The organism is Enterobacter sp. JS8-1 (assembly GCF_049187015.1).
In the GTDB taxonomy this organism is placed as follows: domain Bacteria; phylum Pseudomonadota; class Gammaproteobacteria; order Enterobacterales; family Enterobacteriaceae; genus Enterobacter; species Enterobacter mori.
The window spans coordinates 475,880-497,815 of the sequence record NZ_CP185805.1; the positions used below are offsets into that span (position 1 = coordinate 475,880).

22 protein-coding genes are annotated in these 21,936 nt (G+C 55.3%); 14 read left to right on the forward strand and 8 right to left on the reverse strand.

Going from position 1 to position 21,936, the window contains the following annotated elements; genetic code table 11:
- Positions 1-167 precede the first annotated feature (167 nt).
- Genes tamA through ACOQH0_RS02325 form a run of 3 tightly spaced genes read left to right on the forward strand, consistent with a single transcriptional unit; the run spans position 168 to position 6,021 of the window.
- The gene (gene tamA / locus ACOQH0_RS02315; RefSeq protein ID WP_010427405.1) at positions 168-1,901 is read left to right on the forward strand and encodes an autotransporter assembly complex protein TamA; all 1,734 of its coding nucleotides are present in this window, start codon (positions 168-170) and stop codon (positions 1,899-1,901) included.
- Positions 1,898-5,674, forward strand: coding sequence for an autotransporter assembly complex protein TamB (tamB, locus tag ACOQH0_RS02320; protein ID WP_421511433.1), 3,777 nt, complete (start codon positions 1,898-1,900; stop codon positions 5,672-5,674). Before tamA ends, tamB begins: the two co-directional genes overlap by 4 nt.
- 2 nt (positions 5,675-5,676) lie before the next feature.
- Positions 5,677-6,021 (forward strand): gamma-glutamylcyclotransferase family protein, encoded by a 345-nt coding sequence (locus ACOQH0_RS02325; protein WP_010427401.1) that lies wholly within the window; start codon positions 5,677-5,679, stop codon positions 6,019-6,021.
- Here the strand turns inward: ACOQH0_RS02325 and ACOQH0_RS02330 are convergent.
- From ACOQH0_RS02330 to ppa, 4 genes are all read right to left on the reverse strand, one after another.
- Complete coding sequence (locus ACOQH0_RS02330) at positions 6,001-6,315, reverse strand: hypothetical protein (protein WP_157133703.1); 315 nt, start codon at positions 6,313-6,315, stop codon at positions 6,001-6,003. The two genes, ACOQH0_RS02325 and ACOQH0_RS02330, sit on opposite strands and share 21 nt — an antisense overlap.
- A gap of 21 nt (positions 6,316-6,336) precedes the next feature.
- The gene (locus ACOQH0_RS02335) at positions 6,337-6,807 is read right to left on the reverse strand and encodes a hypothetical protein (protein ID WP_010427399.1); all 471 of its coding nucleotides are present in this window, start codon (positions 6,805-6,807) and stop codon (positions 6,337-6,339) included.
- Entirely contained in the window at positions 6,804-7,388 is a 585-nt protein-coding gene (locus tag ACOQH0_RS02340) for a hypothetical protein (RefSeq protein WP_047346161.1), read from the reverse strand. Before ACOQH0_RS02340 ends, ACOQH0_RS02335 begins: the two co-directional genes overlap by 4 nt.
- Positions 7,389-7,611: 223 nt before the next feature.
- Positions 7,612-8,142: an inorganic diphosphatase gene (gene ppa / locus ACOQH0_RS02345; protein WP_010427397.1), complete on the reverse strand. Its 531-nt coding sequence runs from the start codon at positions 8,140-8,142 to the stop codon at positions 7,612-7,614.
- 309 nt (positions 8,143-8,451) lie between these two features.
- Between ppa and ytfQ the strand changes: the two genes are divergently transcribed.
- The 5 genes from ytfQ to ACOQH0_RS02370 all read left to right on the forward strand — a co-directional run bounded on the left by ytfQ (position 8,452) and on the right by ACOQH0_RS02370 (position 14,703).
- Positions 8,452-9,408, forward strand: a complete 957-nt coding sequence (gene ytfQ / locus ACOQH0_RS02350; RefSeq protein WP_014882271.1) for a galactofuranose ABC transporter substrate-binding protein YtfQ — start codon at positions 8,452-8,454, stop codon at positions 9,406-9,408.
- A gap of 103 nt (positions 9,409-9,511) precedes the next feature.
- A complete protein-coding gene (ytfR, locus tag ACOQH0_RS02355; protein WP_042714280.1) occupies positions 9,512-11,014 on the forward strand; it encodes a galactofuranose ABC transporter, ATP-binding protein YtfR in 1,503 nt (500 codons plus the stop codon).
- Positions 11,015-11,024: 10 nt separating this feature from the next.
- A complete protein-coding gene (gene ytfT, locus ACOQH0_RS02360; RefSeq protein WP_421511434.1) occupies positions 11,025-12,050 on the forward strand; it encodes a galactofuranose ABC transporter, ATP-binding protein YtfT in 1,026 nt (341 codons plus the stop codon).
- Positions 12,037-13,038 carry a galactofuranose ABC transporter, permease protein YjfF gene (gene yjfF / locus ACOQH0_RS02365; protein ID WP_042714276.1) on the forward strand — a complete coding sequence of 334 codons (1,002 nt, stop codon included), beginning with the start codon at positions 12,037-12,039 and terminating at the stop codon, positions 13,036-13,038. The genes ytfT and yjfF overlap by 14 nt, the downstream gene beginning before the upstream one ends.
- A gap of 93 nt (positions 13,039-13,131) precedes the next feature.
- Entirely contained in the window at positions 13,132-14,703 is a 1,572-nt protein-coding gene (locus ACOQH0_RS02370; RefSeq protein WP_216358114.1) for a methyl-accepting chemotaxis protein, read from the forward strand.
- Here the strand turns inward: ACOQH0_RS02370 and ACOQH0_RS02375 are convergent.
- Positions 14,675-15,031 (reverse strand): helix-turn-helix domain-containing protein, encoded by a 357-nt coding sequence (locus ACOQH0_RS02375; RefSeq protein ID WP_010427388.1) that lies wholly within the window; start codon positions 15,029-15,031, stop codon positions 14,675-14,677. The two genes, ACOQH0_RS02370 and ACOQH0_RS02375, sit on opposite strands and share 29 nt — an antisense overlap.
- A 148-nt stretch (positions 15,032-15,179) precedes the next feature.
- Positions 15,180-16,178, reverse strand: a complete 999-nt coding sequence (gene fbp / locus ACOQH0_RS02380) for a class 1 fructose-bisphosphatase (RefSeq protein WP_010427386.1) — start codon at positions 16,176-16,178, stop codon at positions 15,180-15,182.
- 197 nt (positions 16,179-16,375) lie between these two features.
- Between fbp and mpl the strand changes: the two genes are divergently transcribed.
- Positions 16,376-17,752 carry a UDP-N-acetylmuramate:L-alanyl-gamma-D-glutamyl-meso-diaminopimelate ligase gene (mpl, locus tag ACOQH0_RS02385; RefSeq protein ID WP_010427384.1) on the forward strand — a complete coding sequence of 459 codons (1,377 nt, stop codon included), beginning with the start codon at positions 16,376-16,378 and terminating at the stop codon, positions 17,750-17,752.
- Between the two features lie 89 nt (positions 17,753-17,841).
- On the opposite strand, the gene yjgA is transcribed toward mpl, so the two are convergent.
- Positions 17,842-18,393 carry a ribosome biogenesis factor YjgA gene (gene yjgA, locus ACOQH0_RS02390; RefSeq protein ID WP_010427381.1) on the reverse strand — a complete coding sequence of 184 codons (552 nt, stop codon included), beginning with the start codon at positions 18,391-18,393 and terminating at the stop codon, positions 17,842-17,844.
- A gap of 95 nt (positions 18,394-18,488) precedes the next feature.
- On the opposite strand from yjgA, the gene pmbA reads away from it, so the two are divergent.
- Both pmbA and cybC read left to right on the forward strand, forming a co-directional pair.
- The gene (gene pmbA, locus ACOQH0_RS02395; protein WP_041951344.1) at positions 18,489-19,841 is read left to right on the forward strand and encodes a metalloprotease PmbA; all 1,353 of its coding nucleotides are present in this window, start codon (positions 18,489-18,491) and stop codon (positions 19,839-19,841) included.
- Between the two features lie 38 nt (positions 19,842-19,879).
- On the forward strand, positions 19,880-20,266 hold the full coding sequence (cybC, locus tag ACOQH0_RS02400; RefSeq protein WP_010427378.1) for a cytochrome b562: 387 nt from the start codon (positions 19,880-19,882) through the stop codon (positions 20,264-20,266).
- Between the two features lie 70 nt (positions 20,267-20,336).
- Here cybC and ACOQH0_RS02405 read toward each other — a convergent pair whose 3' ends face one another.
- Complete coding sequence (locus tag ACOQH0_RS02405) at positions 20,337-20,492, reverse strand: Hok/Gef family protein (protein WP_104949538.1); 156 nt, start codon at positions 20,490-20,492, stop codon at positions 20,337-20,339.
- A 416-nt stretch (positions 20,493-20,908) separates the two neighbouring features.
- Here ACOQH0_RS02405 and ACOQH0_RS02410 point away from each other — a divergent pair, with 416 nt between their 5' ends.
- From ACOQH0_RS02410 to ACOQH0_RS02420, 3 genes are read left to right on the forward strand one after another with little or no spacing between them, the layout of a single operon-like run.
- Positions 20,909-21,247 (forward strand): glycine dehydrogenase, encoded by a 339-nt coding sequence (locus ACOQH0_RS02410; protein WP_029484951.1) that lies wholly within the window; start codon positions 20,909-20,911, stop codon positions 21,245-21,247.
- 10 nt (positions 21,248-21,257) lie between these two features.
- Complete coding sequence (locus ACOQH0_RS02415; protein ID WP_010427372.1) at positions 21,258-21,620, forward strand: SFCGS family glycine-rich protein; 363 nt, start codon at positions 21,258-21,260, stop codon at positions 21,618-21,620.
- 2 nt (positions 21,621-21,622) lie between these two features.
- Positions 21,623-21,922, forward strand: coding sequence for a DUF4312 family protein (locus ACOQH0_RS02420; RefSeq protein WP_006810338.1), 300 nt, complete (start codon positions 21,623-21,625; stop codon positions 21,920-21,922).
- Positions 21,923-21,936 lie beyond the last annotated feature (14 nt).

Here is a 21,936-nt window from a genome sequence, read left to right on the forward strand (position 1 = left end):
GCTCCTGGGGATTCACAGACTTGCCGCCTTGATCCAACTTGAATGATTGTGTGTATTCACCCATTTTCAACCCACGATTTGGGTTTTTGGCTAACAGGCCGTTTTTTTGCCGCAGAGCGGCATTTCATTTGCTTCCGAGGTGGAAACAGGGATATTCAGGAGAAAACGTGACAAAAATCCGCCAGTTATGTTTGGTCAGTGTATTGCTGACAAGCGGGGTTGCCAGCGCGGCGAATGTCCGTTTGCAGGTTGAGGGGTTATCCGGGGCGCTGGAAAAAAACGTGCGCGCGCAGTTATCGACGATCCAGAGTGACGAAGTGACGCCGGACCGGCGTTTTCGCGCGCGCGTGGATGACGCGATCCGCGAAGGACTGAAAGCGCTGGGGTATTACGAACCCACCATTGATTTCGACCTCCGCCCGCCACCAAAGAAGGGGCGTCAGGTGCTGATTGCCCGCGTCTCAGCGGGTGAGCCGGTATTGATTGGCGGTACCAACGTGGTGCTGCGCGGCGGCGCGCGTACGGATCGGGATTACCTGGATCTGCTGAGTACCCGTCCTAAAGTTGGCACCGTTCTGAATCACGGCGACTACGATCATTTTAAAAAATCCTTAACCAACGTCGCGCTACGTAAAGGCTATTTCGATAGCCAGTTTAATAAAAGCCAGCTTGGCGTAGCGCTGGAGAGGCGTCAGGCCTTCTGGGACATCGACTACGACAGCGGTGAACGCTATCGTTTTGGCGATGTGACGTTCGAAGGATCGCAGATCCGCGAGGAGTACCTGCAAAACCTGATACCGTTTAAAAAAGGCGACTATTACCAGTCGAGCGACCTGGGCGAACTCAACCGCCGTTTGTCGGCAACCGGCTGGTTTAACTCGGTGATTGTCGCGCCGGAATTTGAAAAGTCCCGTAAAACGAAAGTCTTGCCGCTGCATGGCGTGGTCTCTCCGCGCACCGAGAACACCATTGAAACCGGTGTGGGCTATTCGACGGACGTTGGCCCACGCGTGAAAACCTCGTGGAAAAAACCGTGGATGAACTCCTACGGCCACAGCCTGACCACCAGTCTGAGCCTCTCTGCGCCTGAGCAGCAGCTGGATTTCAGCTACAAAATGCCGCTGCTGAAAAATCCGCTTGAGCAGTATTACCTTCTGCAGGGCGGCTTTAAGCGCACCGACCTGAACGACACCGAGCAGGACTCAACGACGCTTGCCGTATCGCGTTTCTGGGATCTTTCAAGCGGCTGGCAGCGCGCCATTAACCTGCGCTGGAGCCTCGACCACTTTACCCAGGCCAACGTCACCAACACCACCATGCTGCTTTATCCGGGCGTGATGATCAGCCGCACCCGCTCGCGCGGGGGCCTGATGCCGACCTGGGGCGACTCACAGCGCTACTCCATCGATTATTCCAACACCGCCTGGGGCTCCGACGTGGACTTCTCCGTCTTTCAGGCGCAAAACGTCTGGATCCGCACGCTGTACGACAAACACCGCTTTGTGATGCGCGGCAACCTGGGCTGGATTGAAACGGGCGATTTCGAACGCGTGCCGCCCGATCTGCGCTTCTTCGCCGGGGGCGACCGCAGCATTCGCGGCTATAAGTTCAAATCGATCTCACCGGAAAACGAAAAAGGCCAGCTGACCGGGGCATCCAAACTGGCGACCGGCTCGCTGGAGTATCAGTACAACGTCAGCGGCAAGTGGTGGGGAGCCATGTTCGTGGACGGCGGTGAAGCGGTGAACGATATCCGCCGCAGCGATTTCAAAACCGGCGCGGGCGTAGGCGTGCGCTGGCAGTCTCCCGTCGGGCCCATTAAGCTCGATTTCGCCGTGCCGGTGGGCGACAAAGATGAACACGGTTTACAGTTTTACATCGGTCTGGGGCCTGAATTATGAGTTTATGGAAGAAGATAAGCCTCGGCGTACTGATTTTTATCGTGCTGCTGCTCGGTACGGTGGCGTTTCTGGTGGGCACCACCACCGGCCTGCATCTGCTGTTTAACGCGGCTAACCGCTGGGTGCCGGGGCTGGAAATTGGCCAGGTGACGGGCGGCTGGCGCGACCTGCGTTTGAAGAACATTCGTTATGAGCAGCCTGGCGTGGCCGTTAATGCAGGCGAATTCCATCTGGCCGTGAAGCTGGGCTGCCTGCGGGACAGTAAGCTCTGCGTGAACGATCTGTCGCTAAAAGATGTGAACGTGGCGATAGATTCAAAAAAAATGCCGAAGTCTGCTCCGGTCGAGGAAGAGGACAGCGGCCCGCTGAATCTGTCCACACCGTACCCGATTGCGCTCTATCGGGTGGCGCTGGATAACGTCAATATTAAAATCGACGACACCACCGTGTCCGTGATGGATTTCACCTCCGGCCTGCGCTGGGAGGAGAAAAACCTTACCCTGACGCCAACGTCCCTGCAGGGGCTGCTGATTGCGCTACCGAAAGTGGCCGACGTGGCGCAGGAAGAGATTGTCGAGCCGAAGATCCAGAACCCGCAGCCGGAAGAAAAGCCGCTGGGTGAAACGCTGAAAGATCTCTTCTCGAAACCGGTTCTGCCGGAGATGACCGACGTGCATCTGCCGCTGAACCTCAACATTGAGGAATTCAAAGGCGAACAGCTGCGTCTGACGGGCGATACCGACCTGACGGTCTATAACATGCTGCTGAAAGTCAGCAGCATTGACGGCAACATGAAGCTTGACGCGCTGGATATCGACACCAATCAGGGCTCTGTCAATGCGTCAGGGAATGCCCTGCTGCGCGACAGCTGGCCGGTGGATATTACGCTGAACAGCGCGCTTAACATCGATCCGCTGAAAGGCGAAAAGGTGAAGGTCAAAGTAGGCGGGGCGCTGCGCGAGAAGCTGGACGTCGGGGTCAATCTCTCCGGCCCGGTGGACATGGTCCTGCGCGCGCAAACGCAGCTGGCGGAGGCCGGTTTACCGCTCAATCTGGAAATTGTCAGCAAGCAGCTTTACTGGCCGTTCACCGGCGAAAAACAGTTCCAGGCCGATGACCTGAAGCTGAAGCTGAGCGGCAAGATGACCGATTACACGCTCTCGTTCCGCACTGCGGTGAAGGGGCAGGGCGTGCCGCCCGCGAACATTACGCTGGATGCAAAAGGCAACGAACAGCAGGTTAACCTCGACAAGCTGACCGTCGCGGCGCTGGAAGGCAAAACCGAGCTGACCGCGCTGCTTGACTGGCAGCAGGCAATCAGCTGGCGCGGCGAGCTGAAGCTGACGGGCATTAACACCGCCAAAGAGGTGCCGGACTGGCCGTCGAAACTGGATGGCCTGATTAAAACCCGCGGCAGCCTGTACGGCGGCACATGGCAGATGGACGTACCGGAAATCAAGCTCACCGGGAACGTGAAGCAGAACAAGGTTAGCGTTGAAGGCTCGTTGAAAGGCAACAGCTATCTGCAGTGGATCATTCCGGGGCTGCACGTGGCGCTGGGCCGCAACACGGCGGATATCAAAGGCGAGCTGGGCGTGAAGGATCTCAATCTGGATGCCACCATCGACGCGCCGAATCTGGATAACGCCCTGCCGGGTCTCGGCGGCACGGCGAAAGGGTTGGTGAAGGTGCGCGGTACGGTGGAGGCGCCGCAGCTGCTGGCGGATATCACCGCCAATAACCTGCGCTGGCAGGAGCTGAGCGTTGCCCGCGTTCGCGTTGAAGGGGATGTAAAATCCACCGATCAGATCGGCGGCAATCTGAACCTGCGCGTGGAGCGTATCTCCCAGCCGGAGGTAAACATCAATCTGGTGACGCTGGAAACCAAAGGCAACGAGAAGCAGCACGACCTCCAGCTGCGCGTGCAGGGCGAACCGGTATCCGGCCAGCTCCATCTGACGGGAAGCTTTGACCGCAAAGCGGAACGCTGGAAGGGGCAACTGGATAACACCCGCTTCAGCACGCCGGTTGGGCCGCTGGCGCTGTCGCGCTCCATTGCGCTGGACTACCGCAACGCCGAGCAGAAGATCAGCATCGGACCGCACTGCTGGACCAACCCTAACGCAGAACTTTGCGTACCGCAGACTATTGATGCGGGGGCAGAAGGGCGCGCGCAGATTAACCTCAACCGCTTCGATCTGGCGATGCTAAAGCCGTTTATGCCGGACACGACCCAGGCCAGCGGCGTCTTTAGCGGTAAAGCGGATGTCGCATGGGACACCACCAAAGAGGGGCTGCCGCAGGGCAGCGTGACGCTCTCCGGGCGTAACGTGAAGGTGACGCAAGAAGTCAACGACGCGCCGCTGCCGGTGGCGTTCGACACCCTGAACCTGAGTGCCGATCTGCATAACAACCGTGCTGAGCTGGGATGGACGATCCGCCTGACCAACAACGGTCAGCTGGACGGGCAGGTGCAGATTACCGATCCGCAAGGGCGGCGTAATCTCGGCGGTAACGTGAATATCCGCAATTTCAACCTGGCGATGGTGAACCCCATTTTCGCGCGCGGGGAAAAAGCCGAGGGACTGCTCAATGCCAATCTGCGTCTGGCTGGCAATGCGGAAAGCCCGCAGCTGTTTGGTCAGATGCGGCTTAGCGGGCTCGATATTGACGGTAACTTTATGCCGTTCGACATGCAGCCGAGCCAGATAGCACTGAACTTCAACGGCATGAGTTCGACGCTGAACGGCTCGGTGTTGACCCAGCAGGGGCAAATTAATCTGAGCGGTGATGCTGACTGGAGCCAGCTTGATAACTGGCGCGCACGCATCGCGGCGAAGGGGAGCCGGGTACGCATCACCGTACCGCCGATGGTGCGTCTGGATGTCTCACCTGACGTCGTCTTTGAGGCGACACCGAGCCTGTTCACTCTGGACGGTCGTGTCGACGTGCCGTGGGCGCGTATCGTGGTTCACGAGGTACCGGAAAGTGCAGTCGGCGTCTCCAGCGATGAAGTTATGCTCAGTGAAAATCTGAAACCTGTTGACCAACAGAGCGCAGGCATACCAATCAATAGTAATCTTATCGTGCACGTGGGGAATAACGTGCGGTTGGATGCGTTTGGGCTGAAGGCGAGACTCACGGGCGATCTGAAAGTGGCGCAGGACAGTCAAGGGCTGGGCCTTAACGGGCAAATCAATATTCCTGATGGGCGTTTCCACGCCTACGGTCAGGATCTGATTGTGCGTAAAGGCGAGCTGTTGTTCTCCGGTCCACCGGATCAGCCGGTGCTCAATATCGAAGCCATTCGTAACCCTGAAGCGACTGAAAATGATGTGATTGCTGGCGTGCGTGTCACCGGCTCAGCCGACGAACCCAAAGCGGAAATCTTCTCCGACCCGGCCATGTCGCAGCAAGAAGCACTTTCTTATCTCCTGCGTGGACAGGGACTGGATAGCGCACAAGGCGATGGTGCTGCGATGACATCAATGTTAGTGGGTCTGGGGGTTGCACAAAGTGGTCAGGTTGTGGGTAAAATCGGCGAGACGTTCGGCGTAAGCAATCTGGCGCTGGACACCCAGGGCGTGGGCGACTCCTCGCAGGTGGTGGTCAGCGGCTATGTACTGCCGGGTCTGCAGGTAAAATATGGTGTGGGGATCTTTGACTCACTGGCAACACTCACGCTACGCTATCGCCTGATGCCTAAGCTATATCTGGAAGCAGTGTCCGGCGTAGACCAGGCACTTGATCTGCTCTATCAGTTTGAGTTTTAGCAATGCGAATATTTGTGTACGGCAGTTTACGAACCAAGCAAGGCAACAGTCACTGGATGACCAATGCCCTGCTGCTGGGGAATTACAATATCGAGAACTACCAGTTGTACAGTCTGGGCCACTATCCAGGCGCGGTTCCGGGGGAAGGAACAGTACAGGGTGAAGTTTATCGTATTGACAATGCTACGCTTGCCGAACTTGATGCCTTGCGCACCAGGGGCGGTGAATACGCTCGCCAGTTGATCCAGACGCCATACGGAAGTGCGTGGATGTACGTTTATCAGCGTCCTGTTGATGGGCTAACGCGGATTGAAAGCGGTAACTGGTTAGACAGAGACCAGTACTGAAAAAAAAGCAACGCCACCGTGAGGTGGCGTTGTTTTTTGTTCCTTCAACTCTCTTCTGTATCCCGGCGCCGGGTTAAAAACAGAGGAACGAACAGCATGATGTAGGGGGCAATAAGCCATAACAAACACAGGGCGCGTGAACGGCCATAGTAGTTTATGCACCGCGTGTTGCTTGAAATCACGGGCAGGAAAAACAGTAAAAACAGCAGAATCGCATAATCGCTTCGATAAGGGATCCATAAGTAAAACAAAAACCAGGCAAGCTGGAATGTCATGATGCAGAGATACTGCCATTTGCTGTCTTTGCCGTAACAGTCAAACGCCTTTATGTAGCCCATCTTTATGCTTTGAAGAAAGAAACTTAGCATGTATAACGCTCACGATCGCGACGGTCAGGAGTGTGCTCGTCAGCAACGCCCCTAAAAAATAGCTGTGGGTGATATCAGTAGCACCCGAGCTTAAAGTATGTAATTTACTATATCCTCTATCTACTGCAACAAAAAGCGTATATAGCCCGATGTTAATACAGAACTGAAGTAGACAAGAAGTGACAATATTCGCTGGAATTCTTTTTAATAGAGTGAGTAACGCATAAATAACACTTGCTGATAGAGCGAAGAAAAGCCCGTTAAATAAACTAGATAGTAAGGAACTGTTTATTTCGCTGAATATTAAATTATCGGTTCCATAGTACCATGACAGATATTCAACATACGTACCTCTGCCAAATATAAAGGAGGCAATAATAAGGACGAATAGGCTCACGGTATGGTTTTTCTTGCTCATAATTTTGCTCCCTTAGATAGCAGTTCCTTCATCGTTTTACTGGCTTCTAGCTGATCTTTGATTATGGCAAGGTCACGAGTATTGTGGTTATATTTTGCAATAGCGGTTGGCGTACCTTTACCACCATTGTCCATAAAGAAGACAATATCCTTACGACCATAAAGAAGTACTTGTGGGATGGGATCTCGCCCATAACTCACCGCCTGCGGCAGGGAGTGGATAGACTCTGTCGTGAGGAACCGAGGAATATTTTCATGCTCAATATTACCTAAAGGTGTTGTGGCAACAAGAGATCCAATAAAATCGGTCGTATACACTAACGCATCTGTATCTTTGGTCGTTACTTTTGAACCCGTAATATATTTTATCTGTTGCCAAAGGGTAATATCTTTAGGGATAACCTTAACGCCATCCATAAACATATCTTGCTTGCGCTTTAGCTGAATGACAGTACGGTGCACCTGTGTCAAAGAGGGGCTGATTTCCCCAATAGAAGGCATAAGACCATCGCGAGAATAAAGCCGTTCAATGATAAAATAAATCCCTGTAGGGCGGGCAACATCAATGTTAATGGATGACATAAGAATCCTATAATGAATGGGAATTAATGTTCATCATGACAGTATGTTGTGAACAGCCGGGCTATTCAACCACTTCCACCATAAATGATAGGGTGTCTTTTCTGTTTTTAATATCCAAATCAAAAAAGAATGGGATTTTTCTTAAATAATCCGTTTATGCCGATTTTAACCAAAGAAATAAAAAAGCCCCGACCAGCGGGGCTTTATAGACAGGCAGTAAGAATTACTTCTTAGCAGCGCGCTCGAAAGAGGCGATGATTTCTGCTTTCGCCGCTTCAGCGTTGTCCCAGCCGTCAACCTTAACCCACTTGCCTTTTTCGAGGTCTTTGTAGTGCTCGAAGAAGTGAGTGATCTGCGCTTTCAGCAGCTCTGGCAGGTCGTTCACATCTTTGATGTGATCGTACTCTTTGCTCAGCTTGGTGTGCGGTACCGCAACCAGTTTCGCATCTTCACCGGATTCGTCGGTCATTTTCAGCACGCCAACTGGACGGCAGCGAATGACGGAGCCTGGCTCCAGTGGGTATGGCGTTGGGACCAGCACGTCAACCGGGTCACCGTCCAGAGACAGGGTGTGGTTGATGTAACCGTAGTTGCACGGATAGAACATCGCAGTAGACATGAAACGGTCTACGAACAGGGCGCCGCTCTCTTTGTCCACTTCGTATTTGATCGGATCTGCGTTAGCCGGGATTTCGATAACTACGTAGATGTCTTCTGGCAGTTCTTTACCCGCTGGGACGTTGAGTAAGCTCATGTCGGTGTCCTTTAAAATGGATGGTAAACAAGTGGCAGGTATTATAGCCAACTCGCGCTGAATGTCTCCGCCTGTTTTCGCCATCTTCCCTCGTTGACCCCACTTTTCAGACCGTTTCCATGACAGGAAAATCCATAAACTCAGCCGCATTTTTAATGGTGAAATGAAAGCGATTACAAACTTGTGATTAACGTTTTATTCACTTTTCTGAAGTGTGATGTAACGCAATTCGTTACATATTTCATTGGCTATAGTCATTTCGCAGAACATCTTTTAACCAACAATAACTCACCCTACGAGGACGTTCATATGTGGAAGCGCTTACTTCTTGTCACAGCAGTTTCGGCAGCCATGTCGTCTATGGCGATGGCCGCACCTTTAACCGTAGGTTTTTCGCAAGTCGGCTCTGAATCCGGCTGGCGCGCGGCAGAAACCAACGTAGCGAAAAGCGAGGCCCAGAAACGCGGGATCACGCTGAAAATCGCCGATGGTCAGCAAAAACAAGAGAACCAGATCAAAGCCGTACGCTCCTTTATCGCCCAGGGCGTAGATGCCATCTTTATTGCGCCCGTCGTGGCGACCGGCTGGGAGCCCGTGCTGAAGGAAGCGAAAGACGCGGAGATCCCGGTCTTCCTGCTCGATCGTTCCATTGATGTAAAAGACAAATCTCTCTATATGACCACCGTGACGGCCAATAACGTGCTTGAAGGACAGTTAATTGGTGACTGGCTGGTGAAACAGGTCGACGGCAAGCCGTGTAACGTCGTTGAGCTGCAGGGCACCGTCGGTGCGAGCGTGGCCATCGACCGTAAGAAGGGGTTTGCTGAGGCCATCGCCAAAGCGCCAAACATTAAAATTATCCGTTCTCAGTCCGGTGACTTTACCCGCAGTAAGGGCAAAGAGGTCATGGAAAGCTTTATCAAGGCTGAAAACAACGGCAAGAATATCTGCATGGTTTACGCCCACAACGATGACATGGTGATCGGTGCGATTCAGGCGATTAAAGAAGCGGGTCTGAAACCGGGCAAAGATATCCTCACCGGCTCTATCGACGGCGTGCCGGACATCTACAAAGCGATGATCGACGGTGAAGCCAACGCCAGCGTGGAGTTGACGCCGAACATGGCGGGCCCGGCATTCGACGCGCTGGAGAAATTCAAGAAAGACGGCACGATGCCTGAGAAAGTGACGGTCACTAAGTCCACGCTCTATCTGCCTGACACGGCAAAAGAAGAGTTAGAGAAGAAGAAAAATATGGGCTACTGATCCAGTGAAATTGCCGGGTGGCGCTGCGCTTACCCGGCCTACGATACGCTCTTTTGTAGGCCGGATAAGCTTAGCGCCATCCGGCTTGATGCAGGGGGAAACCATGACCACTGAACAACACCAGGAAATCCTCCGCACAGAGGGCTTGAGTAAATTTTTCCCCGGCGTAAAAGCGCTGGATAACGTCGATTTCAGCCTGCGTCGCGGTGAGATCATGGCGCTGCTGGGCGAGAACGGCGCGGGGAAATCCACGCTGATTAAAGCGCTGACCGGCGTGTATCACGCCGATCGCGGCACCATCTGGCTGGAAGGTAACGCCATTTCGCCAAAAAATACCGCCCATGCCCAACAGTTGGGGATTGGGACGGTGTATCAGGAAGTCAACCTGCTGCCGAACATGTCGGTGGCGGATAATCTGTTTATTGGCCGTGAGCCACGCCGTTTTGGCCTGCTGCGCCGCAAAGAGATGGAAGCGCGGGCGACAAAACTGATGGAATCGTACGGCTTCTCCCTCGACGTCCGCGAGCCGCTGAACCGCTTTTCCGTGGCGATGCAGCAGATCGTCGCCATCTGCCGGGCTATCGATCTCTCGGCAAAGGTGCTGATCCTCGATGAACCCACCGCCAGCCTGGATACCCAGGAAGTCGAAATGCTCTTCACCCTGATGCGCCAGCTGCGCGATCAGGGCGTGAGCCTGATCTTCGTTACGCACTTCCTCGATCAGGTGTATGAAGTGAGCGATCGCATCACGGTGCTGCGCAACGGCAGCTTTGTCGGCTGCCGCGAAACCCGCGAGCTACCGCAGATTGAGCTGGTGAAAATGATGCTGGGCCGAGAGCTGGAAACCAACGCCCTTCAGCGTGCAGGACGCACGCTGCTGAGCGAGAAGCCGGTCGCCGCATTCAGCGATTACGGCAAAAAAGGGGTGATCTCGCCGTTTAACCTTGAGGTTCGCCCCGGTGAGATTGTTGGCCTGGCGGGCCTGCTAGGCTCAGGCCGAACCGAAACCGCCGAGGTGATCTTTGGGATCAAACCTGCCGACAGCGGCAGGGCGCTGATCAAGGGCAAACCGCAAACCCTGCGATCGCCGCATCAGGCGTCCTGTCTGGGCGTCGGCTTCTGCCCGGAAGACCGGAAAACGGACGGTATTATTGCCGCCGCCTCGGTGCGGGAAAACATCATTCTGGCGCTACAGGCGCAGCGCGGGTGGCTGCGTCCCATTCCGCGTAAAGAACAAAACGCCATTGCCGAGCGCTTTATCCGTCAGCTTGGTATTCGCACCCCGAGCGCGGAACAGCCCATTGAATTTCTCTCCGGCGGTAACCAGCAGAAGGTTCTCCTCTCGCGCTGGCTGCTGACCAAACCGCAGTTCCTGATCCTCGACGAGCCGACGCGCGGCATTGATGTAGGCGCGCACGCCGAAATTATCCGGCTTATCGAAACGTTGTGCGCGGACGGTCTGGCCCTGCTGGTCATTTCGTCCGAGCTTGAGGAGCTGGTGGGTTATGCCGATCGCGTCATTATCATGCGCGATCGCAAGCAGGTGGCAGAGATCCCGCTGGATAAGCTGTCCGTTCCGGCAATCATGAATGCCATCGCGGCGTAAGGAGCTAATCGTGATGCCCCGTTCACTTTCGCAAACCGGTGAGTCAAAGCGCCGCTTCAGCTGGCCAACCGGTACGCCGCAAATCGCGGCGCTGCTGGTGGTGCTGCTGGTGGATAGCCTGGTCGCGCCGCATTTCTTCCAGATCATCGTGCAGGATGGCCGCCTGTTTGGCAGTCCGATCGATATTTTAAACCGCGCCGCACCCGTCGCGCTGCTGGCGATAGGTATGACGCTGGTGATCGCCACCGGCGGGATTGACCTCTCCGTCGGCGCGGTGATGGCTATCGCCGGGGCCACCGCCGCGTCAATGACCGTGGCCGGGCACAGCCTGCCGGTGGTGCTGCTGGCCGCACTGGGCTCCGGGGCATTAGCCGGGCTCTGGAACGGCATTCTGGTGGCGGTGCTGAAAATTCAGCCTTTTGTTGCCACCCTGATACTGATGGTGGCCGGGCGCGGCGTGGCGCAACTGATTACGTCCGGGCAGATCGTCACCTTTAACTCCCCGAGCCTGGCGTGGCTCGGTAGCGGCAACCTTCTGTTCTTCCCGACGCCGGTGATTATTGCCCTCGTGACGCTGCTTATCTTTTGGCTCTTTACCCGCAAAACGGCGCTCGGCATGTTTATTGAAGCGGTGGGGATCAACATCCGCGCCGCGCGCAACGCCGGGGTCAACACCCGCTTGATGGTGATGCTGACCTACGTGCTGAGCGGCGTCTGCGCCGCCATTGCCGGGGTCATCGTCGCGGCGGATATTCGCGGGGCCGATGCCAACAACGCCGGGCTATGGCTGGAGCTGGACGCGATCCTCGCGGTGGTGATCGGCGGCGGGTCGCTGATGGGCGGGCGCTTTAACCTGCTGCTCTCGGTGGTGGGGGCGCTGATCATTCAGGGCATGAACACCGGCATCCTGCTCTCGGGATTCCAGCCGGAACTCAACCAGGTGGTGAAAGCGGTGGTCGTGCTCTGCGTGCTGATCGTCCAGTCGCCGCGCTTTGTCAGCATCATTAAGGGGATCCGTGGCCATGATAAAACGTAATTTGCCGTTGATGATCACGCTGGGCGTGTTTGTGCTGGGGTATCTCTACTGCCTCACCCAGTTTCCCGGTTTCGCCTCCACGCGAGTGATCTGCAATATCCTGACCGATAACGCCTTTTTAGGCATCATCGCCGTCGGGATGACCTTTGTGATCCTCTCCGGCGGGATCGATCTCTCCGTCGGCTCGGTGATCGCCTTTACCGGCGTGTTCCTCGCGAAGGCCATTGGGTTCTGGGGCATCTCTCCGCTGGTGGCATTCCCGCTGGTGCTGGCGATGGGCTGCGCGTTTGGTGCCTTTATGGGGTTGCTGATCGACGCGCTGAAAATTCCTGCCTTTATCATCACCCTCGCCGGGATGTTCTTCCTGCGCGGCGTGAGCTATCTGGTGTCGGAGGAGTCAATCCCGATTAACCACCCCATCTACGACACGCTCTCCAGCCTGGCGTGGAAAATCCCCGGCGGCGGCCGCCTGAGCGCGATGGGGCTGCTGATGCTGGGCGTGGTGGTGATTGGCATCTTCCTCGCCCACCGCACCCGGTTTGGCAATCAGGTCTACGCCATTGGCGGTAACGCCACGTCGGCCAACCTGATGGGGATCTCTACCCGCAGCACCACCATCCGCATCTATATGCTGTCGACCGGGCTGGCGACGCTGGCGGGGATCGTCTTCTCTGTGTATACCCAGGCCGGTTACGCGCTGGCGGGCGTCGGCGTTGAGCTGGATGCGATTGCTTCTGTGGTTATCGGCGGCACGCTGCTCAGCGGCGGGGTAGGCACGGTGCTGGGCACGCTGTTCGGCGTGGCGATCCAGGGGCTGATACAGACCTACATTAACTTCGACGGCACGCTCAGTTCGTGGTGGACGAAGATCGCCATCGGCATTTTGCTGTTTATTTTTATTGCCCTGCAGCGCGGTCTGACTGTGCTCTGGGAGAACCGTCAAAGCTCGCCTGTTACCCGCGTAAACACATCGGTAACAGAGCCATAACACGCTGAAATTGCTTAAAGTCTAAACATTTTCCGGTAGCGGCCGATACTCTTCTTTTACGCCAAGAAATATCTCGCTACCGGAAATAACATCATGCTGAAAACGCTATCGATTCGTACCGGCTTGCTCTCTCTACTGGCCGTTATGACCCTGCTGCTGCTGATTGTCAGCGGCATTGGTATTTATGCCCTCACACAGAGTTCTTCTTCACTCCAGCGCATCAACCACCTTCAGGGTGAGCAAATGGTGCAGCTTAATTCTGGCTATACGCTGATCCTGCGCGCGCGCAATGAGGCGGGCCAGGCCGTCCGAATGATGGAAATTGGTCTGCTGGACGATGCATCCAAATCGGTAAAAAACATCAATCAGGAAATTGCCCAGGCGCAGAAAACGCTGAAAGCCGTGATCGACGGCGGGGTGGCTGACGAGCAGGGGCAAAAGCTGCTGGATAACGTGGCGGCGAGTCTGGCGGCGTATACCCGGCAGGGTATCAACCCGATGCTGAAAGCCCTGAACGACCAGAGTGCGGACGGTTATTACGACCTGATTGAGAACGCGCTGATTCCGGTGGCCAACAAGTTTGATAACGATATGCAGGCTTTCCAGGCGTGGAGCGAAGCGCGTGGCAAAGCGGAAGTCAGTGCCGTGCAGTCGAGCAAAACCCGCGTGCTGATCCTGATCGTTGTCGCCGCGCTGCTGACGGCAGGTATTATCGTCCTCGCCTGGCTGGTGCTGCGCCATATGCTGCTGAAGCCGCTCTCGGCATCGATTGCTCAGCTTGAACATGTCGCGGCAGGCGATTTAACCCATACCCTGGATCCGACGGCCAGCCAGGAATTTAACCGGCTCAACGCGGCCATTGAAGCGATGCGTCAGTCGCTGATGGGGTCGGTTCTGCGGGTGCGCGATGCCAGTTCGCAAATTGATACCGGCAGCCGGGAGCTGACGGCAGGGAACATGAACCTTGCCCAGCGCACGGAATCTACCGCCACCTCACTTGAGCAAACGGCGGCCAGCATGGAAGAGATCACCGCCACGGTGAAACTCAACGCCGACAACGCCGAGCAGGCGCACCAGCTGGCGAAGTCCGTTTCCGACACGGCCGATCACGGCAGCGAAATGGTCTGCTACGTGATTGAAAAAATGCGCGATATCTCCGGCAGCTCGGCGCGGATCGCCGACATCCTGAGCGTGATCGACGGTATTGCCTTCCAGACTAACATTCTGGCGCTGAACGCCTCCGTTGAAGCCGCGCGCGCGGGCGAACAGGGACGGGGTTTTGCCGTTGTCGCGGGCGAAGTGCGAAACCTGGCCAGCCGCAGTGCCGACGCGGCGAAAGAGATCCGATCGCTTATCAGCGATTCACAAACTCATGTGAATGAGGGGAGCGAACTGGCACAGCAGGCCGGTGAAACGATGGATGAGATCGCAACAGAAGTGCTGCGGATGACCAGGCTGATGCGTGAAATTGCGACCGCGTCTCAGGAACAGAGTCGCGGCATTGAGCAGGTGAACATCGCGGTGAACCAGATGGACGAAACGGCGCAGCAAAATGCGGCGCTGGTACAGCAGTCATCCGCCGCGACACGCTCGCTGGAAGAGCAGTCGCGCGAACTGATGGAAGCCATGTCCTCGTTTAAGCTGACGGCCCAGACTGCTGCATAATCATATTCATCCCTGGTACGTGCTGTGCCAGGGTTTTATTTGTCGATGAATTTAACGCATTAATATTATCGTGAATATTCCCCATTAATATTTCCAGCGCGCTGGTTAACGCTAACGCTTTTTCTGTGGGTTCAAGATATAAACCTTTACGGTAAAACAGTGGCTCATCAAAAAGTTGATTAAAGCGCTTCAGTGCCAGGCTTACCGCCGGGCGGGACATGTCCAGGCGCACAGAGGCTTTCGCCATGCTGCCGCAGCGAACAATTTCAATAAAGACAGGAATAAGATTTAAATCAATGCCGGTATTGGCACGAGAATAGTTTTTCATCGCGAATATGCTCCAGGAAATAATTGTCAAACTGTTATGGAAATAATGCAGGAGCAGGGATGAAGATTAAAGCGTCTTTTTTATAAACACTTATACGGTAAAATATATAAATGACTGGGAAGCCGGGCGGCTTCCCAGGAGAAAGGGGTTACGCGTCCGGATACTCACGGATGAAACGTTCAACGTCTTCAACCATGTGGTTGTTGCCGACGAAGAACGAACGGCGCTGGTGCAGGCTTTCCGGCACGATATCCAGAATACGCTCTTTACCGTCGCTCGCCTTGCCGCCCGCCTGTTCGGCGAGGAATGCCATCGGGTTGCATTCGTACAGCAGACGCAGCTTCCCGTCCGGGTGGCTTGCGGTGCTTGGGTAGAGGTAAATGCCGCCTTTCAGCAGGTTGCGGTGGAAGTCAGCGACCAGAGAACCGATATAGCGGGAGGTATACGGGCGCTGGGTGGCTTTATCTTCTTCCTGGCAGAATTTGATGTACTTCTTCACGCCGCTCGGGAATCGGATGTAGTTGCCTTCGTTGATGGAGTAAGTGTTGCCCTTCTCCGGGAAGCGCATACGTTCCTGGCTCAGGCAGAACACGCCCAGCGACGGATCGTAAGTAAAGGCGTGAACGCCGCAGCCGGTGGTGTACACCAGCATGGTGGACGAACCATACACCACATAGCCCGCAGCAACCTGATTGCTGCCCGGCTGGAGGAAATCTTCTTCGGTGACCGGCGTGCCAACAGGCGTGACGCGGCGGTAGATGGAGAAAATGGTACCGACAGAAACGTTAACGTCGATGTTGGAGGAGCCGTCGAGCGGATCCATCAGGACAACGTATTTCGCGTGTTCGCATCCTTCGAAAACAACAATTTCATCTTCTTCTTCGGAGGCGATACCCGCAACGATGTCGCGCGCGCGCAGTGCAGCTTTCAGTTTTTCATTTGCGAACAGATCGAGTTTCTGTTGAACCTCGCCCTGAACGTTCTCGGCACCGCTGGCACCCAGGATATCGACCAGACCGGCCTTGTTGATATCGCGGTGGATGATCTTAGCGCCCAGCTTTATTGCCGACAGCAAAGCAGTGAGTTCACCGGTAGCATGAGAGAACTCGTGCTGCTTTTCGACAATAAATTCACCTAACGTTTTCATAACACTTTCCCTGCATCTTATGTGAGTAGAGCGATTGTATGTTCACCAAAACGACTAAAGCCCAACAATCTTAACAAATATTCAAATAGTAGCGCACTGGTGAATCGCGCCAGCAAATACGGATTTACCTGAAATGCGTTTCACAGCCGCTAACATGTGAGTAAAATGTGCGCCACATTGAAGAAGGATAGTGACGTATGCGCATTCATATATTGGGGATTTGTGGCACTTTCATGGGCGGACTGGCAATGCTGGCGCGCTCACTGGGCCATGAAGTAACAGGTTCGGACGCCAATGTGTATCCGCCGATGAGCACGCTTCTGGAGAAGCAGGGCATCTCGCTGATTCAGGGCTACGAGGCCAGCCAGCTGGATCCTGAACCGGATCTGGTGATCATTGGCAACGCCATGACCCGTGGTAACCCATGTGTTGAAGCGGTGCTGGAACGCAATATTCCGTTTATGTCTGGCCCACAGTGGCTGCATGATTTTGTGCTGCGCGACCGCTGGGTTGTTGCCGTTGCCGGTACCCACGGCAAAACCACCACCGCCGGAATGGCGACCTGGATCCTCGAAGCCTGTGGCTATAAGCCTGGCTTTGTCATTGGCGGCGTTCCGGGCAACTTCGACGTTTCTGCACGTCTGGGTGACAGCCCGTTCTTTGTGATCGAAGCCGACGAATACGACTGTGCATTCTTCGACAAGCGTTCCAAGTTTGTGCATTACTGCCCGCGCACGCTGATCCTCAACAACCTTGAGTTCGATCACGCGGATATCTTTGACGACCTGAAAGCGATCCAGAAACAGTTCCACCACCTGGTGCGCATTGTTCCGGGTCAGGGCCGCATCATCCTGCCGGAGAACGACATCAACCTGAAGCAAACCCTGGCAATGGGCTGCTGGAGCGAGCAGGAGCTGGTGGGCGAACAGGGTCACTGGCAGGCGAAGAAACTCAACGCCGATGCCTCCGAGTGGGAAGTGCTGCTCGACGGTGAAAAAGTGGGTGAGGTGAAGTGGGGCCTGGTGGGCGAGCACAACATGCACAACGGCCTGATGGCCATTGCTGCGGCGCGTCACGTGGGCGTGCTGCCTGCGGATGCAGCCAATGCGCTGGGCTCGTTCATTAACGCCCGTCGCCGTCTGGAACTGCGCGGCGAAGCGAATGGCGTGACGGTGTATGACGATTTCGCGCATCACCCAACCGCCATTCTGGCAACGCTTGCAGCGTTACGCGGCAAGGTTGGCGGCACCGCGCGCATTCTGGCCGTGCTGGAACCGCGCTCGAACACCATGAAAATGGGCATCTGCAAAGATGACCTCGCGCCGTCGTTAGGACGCGCCGATGAGGTCTTCCTCTTGCAGCCGCAGCATATTCCGTGGCAGGTGGCGGAAGTGGCCGATGCCTGCATTCAGCCTGCGCACTGGAGTGCGGATGTGGATGTGCTCGCGGATATGGTCGTGAAAGCGGCCCAGCCCGGTGACCATATTCTGGTGATGAGCAACGGCGGTTTTGGTGGGATCCATCAGAAGCTGCTGGATGGTCTGGCGAAGAAAGCGGAAGCGGTCGCAGAGTAAAAAAAAGCCCGGTGGCGCTTGCGCTTACCGGGCCTACATTCTTTTCTCCCTCGCCCCTCCGGGGAGAGGGCCGGGGTGAGGGGAACAGATTACTCGTCGTTCTCAGACAGCTCGCGCAGATACTGGAAAATCAGGCGCGCAGACTTCGGCGGCTTATTCCCTTCTTTCTCTTTCTTCGCGTTGCGGATCAAAGAACGCAGCTGCTGGCGGTCGGCATCCGGCCACAGGTTCAGCACTTCCGGTACGGCGTCATCACCCTGTTCAATCAGACGATCGCGGATCTGCTCAAGCTTATGGAAAAACGCAACCTGCTGGTTGTGGCGGTTTTTCAGCTTGTCCAGTGCCTGGCGGATCGGATCGACGTCGCGCTGACGCAGCATTTTCCCGATAAGCTGAAGCTGGCGACGACGGCCTTCTTTTTTGATTTTCTGTGCCAGTTCAATGGCATCACGCAGATCCTGGTCGAGCGGGATCTTATCCAGCGCGTTTTTACCCAGTTCTACCAATTCTGCGCCAAGCTGTTTTAACTCTTCGGCGTCACGTTTAATTTCACTTTTACTGACCCAGATGATTTCATCATCTTCGTCTTCGATGTCATCACCGGGAACGTCGTCGAGCCAGTCTTCGGGCTGCTTAGTCATGTCAGGCTCCTTAAAAAAAGAGGCTAATGTTACCAGTTAAGATGCGCACTGAAAAACGGTTCTCTGTTAGACTTCAGATAACTCTCTCTTACAGTATGGCATTTGCGATGAAAGTAACCTCACAAGTTGAAGCGCAGCGTAAGATTCTGGAAGAAGCCGTCTCCACCGCGCTGATGCTTGCTTCAGAAAAATCAGATGGCGCCGAAGTGGCGGTCAGCAAAACCACCGGCATCAGCGTGAGCACCCGCTATGGCGAAGTGGAAAATGTCGAATTCAACAGCGATGGCGCGCTTGGGATCACGGTGTATCACCAGAATCGTAAAGGCAGCGCGTCATCCACCGATCTCAGTCCGGATGCCATCGCCCGTACGGTGCAGGCGGCACTGGATATCGCCCGTTATACCTCTCCTGATCCTTACGCAGGCGTGGCGGATAAAGAGCTGCTGGCGTTTGATGCGCCGGATCTCGATCTTTTCCACCCGGCGGAAGTGACCCCGGACGAAGCCATTGAACTGGCCGCGCGCGCCGAGCAGGCTTCCCTGCAGGCCGATAAGCGCATCACCAATACCGAAGGCGGCAGCTTCAATAGCCATTACGGCATCAAAGTCTTTGGCAACAGCCACGGCATGCTGCAGGGCTACTGCTCTACCCGCCACTCGCTCTCCAGCTGCGTCATCGCCGAAGAGAACGGCGACATGGAGCGCGACTACGCCTACACCATTGGCCGCGCGCTGGGGGATTTACAGTCTCCGGAGTGGGTGGGTAAAGAGTGCGCCGAGCGCACGCTGTCTCGCCTGTCGCCGCGCAAACTCTCCACCATGAAGGCTCCGGTCATTTTTGCTAATGAAGTGGCAACCGGCCTGTTTGGCCATCTGGTGGGCGCTATCGCGGGCGGCTCGGTGTACCGTAAATCGACCTTCCTGCTCGACTCGCTGGGCAAGCAGATCCTGCCGGAATGGCTGACCATTGAAGAGCATCCGCACCTGCTGAAAGGGCTGGCCTCCACGCCGTTCGACAGCGAAGGCGTTCGCACCGAACGTCGCGATATTATCAAAGACGGTATTCTGACCCAGTGGCTGCTGACCAATTACTCCGCGCGCAAGCTGGGGCTGAAAAGCACCGGTCATGCGGGCGGGATCCACAACTGGCGCATTGCCGGTCAGGGCCTGAGCTTTGAGCAGATGCTGAAAGAGATGGGCACCGGCCTGGTCGTCACGGAACTGATGGGCCAGGGCGTAAGCGGCATCACCGGCGACTACTCGCGCGGTGCGGCGGGCTTCTGGGTCGAAAACGGCGAAATTCAGTATCCGGTGAGCGAAATCACCATCGCGGGTAACCTGAAGGATATGTGGCGCAACATCGTTACGGTCGGTAACGATATTGAAACACGTAGCAATATACAGTGTGGTTCAGTTCTTCTGCCCGAAATGAAAATTGCGGGTCAATAAAGATAGCGTTTTGTTAATAATAAAAAAGGAAGTGAGCAATGCGTAAACATCTGTTAGCGATCGTCGCGGCTTCAACGCTGGTTCTTGGCTCGTCTGCGTTTGCCGCCGATCTCGAAGACAACATGGACATCCTCAGTGAAAACCTGAAGGTAGTGCAGAAAACGGACAATGCGGCGGACATGAAAGACGCCTTGACCAAAATGCGTGAAGCGGCGCTGGACGCGCAAAAAGCTACCCCGCCGAAGCTGGAAAGCAAAGCGGCAGACAGTGCAGAGATGAAAGACTATCGCCACGGCTTTGACGTGCTGGTCGGCCAGATCGACGGTGCGCTGAAGCTGGCCAACGAAGGTAAAGTGAAGGAAGCCCAGGCGGCGGCCGACCAGTTTGTGGCGACGCGCAACACCTATCATAAAAAGTATCGTTAATTGGGTGCCTGAGCTGTACGTCCTTCCTCCGTATGCGGAGGCGCATTACGCGCCCCCGCATCTTTGCTCCCTACTTGCCGGAGCGACAGTCCATCCGCGCGGTCACTTCAAGCGAGCCGTTTCGAAAACGGATCTCGCACAGTGTTTTCCTCGTCACCAGCGTTAAGATGATTATTGTCAAAGCAACAATCATCAAAACCCGGATAATTGGGGATTGGCGTTTCATGGATGCCTCCTTGCTGTAAAGCGGGCGAGGTAGCGAACTCCACGGTGTGACGTGTCGTTTCGAGCCCCCGCCCTGATTTTCTATCAGGCGGGGCTTTCCACTTTCTGTCCCATGCCTGAGACGGTCAGTCTCAAGCACCCGTCGCCACTCTAGCGAATCCTCATAAGAAAACCTTATCCACATCACATTTCTACGAGCCTGCTCGTAATCTTTTCCACTTCGCTGACCTGTTCATTGCCGCTTAATAGCGTGATATTCATCACGTAAATACAGCGGTTTATCCAGATTCACCGTATTTATGTGGCACAGATCACTGCTGCTGCTCGCCTTTCCACTTCGAAGTGGAAAACAACTCGCTACAAACATTTCCCCTGCAACGTTAGTTTTATTCCAGAGCCATTAACGGGGTAAGACCAGTGATTAACGGAGCGGTAATGAACGACGTTGGGGAACAGGCGCTGCACACAGAGCAGCTCGCTAACACCATGCTGCAGCAGGTTTATGCCCTGCTGGCCCGGCACGACATCATCCCTAACGCAGTGCAGGAGCAGATGCTGACCTCCCACGTTCGCGCGATGGCGCACCGGTCCGTGACCGGCGAGCCGCTGCCGGAGGTTGAAGCGGAGCTGTTCGACGAAATTTCACCAGATTCAATGCAACTTGCCCGTGAAGTGGTAGCGCAGTTTGGCAACCTTCCTGATGAAGAAGCCTGGCTGCTCTCCGTTCACTTCGAAGTCGCGAAAGACAACCTTTAAGGAGCAACACATGGAACAGATTACAGTCGTGATTGGCGATCGCCTGGGCAAAGGTCAGAAAGTGGCCGCTGGTGTGGAAAAAGCAGGTGGACGCGCGGTTGTGGTACCGGGCATGGCCGCGGACATGAAGCTTGGCGACATGATGAAAGCGGAAAACGCCACCTTTGGCATCTCCTTCTGCGGCAGCGGCGGCGCGGGTGCCATCACGGCGCAAACCAAATATGGCTACAAAGCGAAATACGGCATGCGTTCCGTGGAAGAGGGCGTGACCGCCATCAACGAAGGCTGCAACGTGCTGGGCTTTGGCTTTATGGATAAAGAAGAGCTGGGCGAGCGTCTGGTACAGGCGTGGCAGAAAAAATACGGCGCATAAGCATGAAAGAACAGTTCACAACCACGGTGAGAGTGAAGGGGAAAGGCGACGCCAAAGCGCGCGCCTTTGCCGACGCGCTCAACCACGTTCAGGCCGCGGTGATGAAAGCCTCACCGCATATCTTACTGCGTATTGAGCCACAGGATGTGCAGGTTGTTCAGGCGCAAGAAGCGGTGCGTAAAGAAGCGTTTCTGTTCTTCTTTTTGCGCCGGGAAAGACGCACCTACAGCGTGGAGCTGGATGTGACCGTCAACGTGACCGCTATCAATCTTGACCAGGTGGATTTCGTCACGCAACGCTGATTATTCATAAAAGG

Coding starts and splice junctions, on each gene's coding strand:
- mpl (WP_010427384.1), top strand. CDS start 16,376: ATGCGCATTCATATATTGGGGATTTGTGGCACTTTCATGGGCGGACTG.
- ACOQH0_RS02370 (WP_216358114.1), top strand. CDS start 13,132: ATGCTGAAAACGCTATCGATTCGTACCGGCTTGCTCTCTCTACTGGCC.
- ppa (WP_010427397.1), bottom strand. CDS start 8,142: ATGAGCTTACTCAACGTCCCAGCGGGTAAAGAACTGCCAGAAGACATC.
- cybC (WP_010427378.1), top strand. CDS start 19,880: ATGCGTAAACATCTGTTAGCGATCGTCGCGGCTTCAACGCTGGTTCTT.
- ACOQH0_RS02415 (WP_010427372.1), top strand. CDS start 21,258: ATGGAACAGATTACAGTCGTGATTGGCGATCGCCTGGGCAAAGGTCAG.
- ACOQH0_RS02420 (WP_006810338.1), top strand. CDS start 21,623: ATGAAAGAACAGTTCACAACCACGGTGAGAGTGAAGGGGAAAGGCGAC.
- yjfF (WP_042714276.1), top strand. CDS start 12,037: ATGATAAAACGTAATTTGCCGTTGATGATCACGCTGGGCGTGTTTGTG.
- ytfR (WP_042714280.1), top strand. CDS start 9,512: ATGACCACTGAACAACACCAGGAAATCCTCCGCACAGAGGGCTTGAGT.
- ACOQH0_RS02335 (WP_010427399.1), bottom strand. CDS start 6,807: ATGAGCAAGAAAAACCATACCGTGAGCCTATTCGTCCTTATTATTGCC.
- ACOQH0_RS02375 (WP_010427388.1), bottom strand. CDS start 15,031: ATGAAAAACTATTCTCGTGCCAATACCGGCATTGATTTAAATCTTATT.
- yjgA (WP_010427381.1), bottom strand. CDS start 18,393: ATGACTAAGCAGCCCGAAGACTGGCTCGACGACGTTCCCGGTGATGAC.
- ACOQH0_RS02325 (WP_010427401.1), top strand. CDS start 5,677: ATGCGAATATTTGTGTACGGCAGTTTACGAACCAAGCAAGGCAACAGT.
- tamB (WP_421511433.1), top strand. CDS start 1,898: ATGAGTTTATGGAAGAAGATAAGCCTCGGCGTACTGATTTTTATCGTG.
- ACOQH0_RS02405 (WP_104949538.1), bottom strand. CDS start 20,492: ATGAAACGCCAATCCCCAATTATCCGGGTTTTGATGATTGTTGCTTTG.
- pmbA (WP_041951344.1), top strand. CDS start 18,489: ATGGCATTTGCGATGAAAGTAACCTCACAAGTTGAAGCGCAGCGTAAG.
- ACOQH0_RS02340 (WP_047346161.1), bottom strand. CDS start 7,388: ATGTCATCCATTAACATTGATGTTGCCCGCCCTACAGGGATTTATTTT.
- ACOQH0_RS02330 (WP_157133703.1), bottom strand. CDS start 6,315: ATGGCAGTATCTCTGCATCATGACATTCCAGCTTGCCTGGTTTTTGTT.
- ytfQ (WP_014882271.1), top strand. CDS start 8,452: ATGTGGAAGCGCTTACTTCTTGTCACAGCAGTTTCGGCAGCCATGTCG.
- fbp (WP_010427386.1), bottom strand. CDS start 16,178: ATGAAAACGTTAGGTGAATTTATTGTCGAAAAGCAGCACGAGTTCTCT.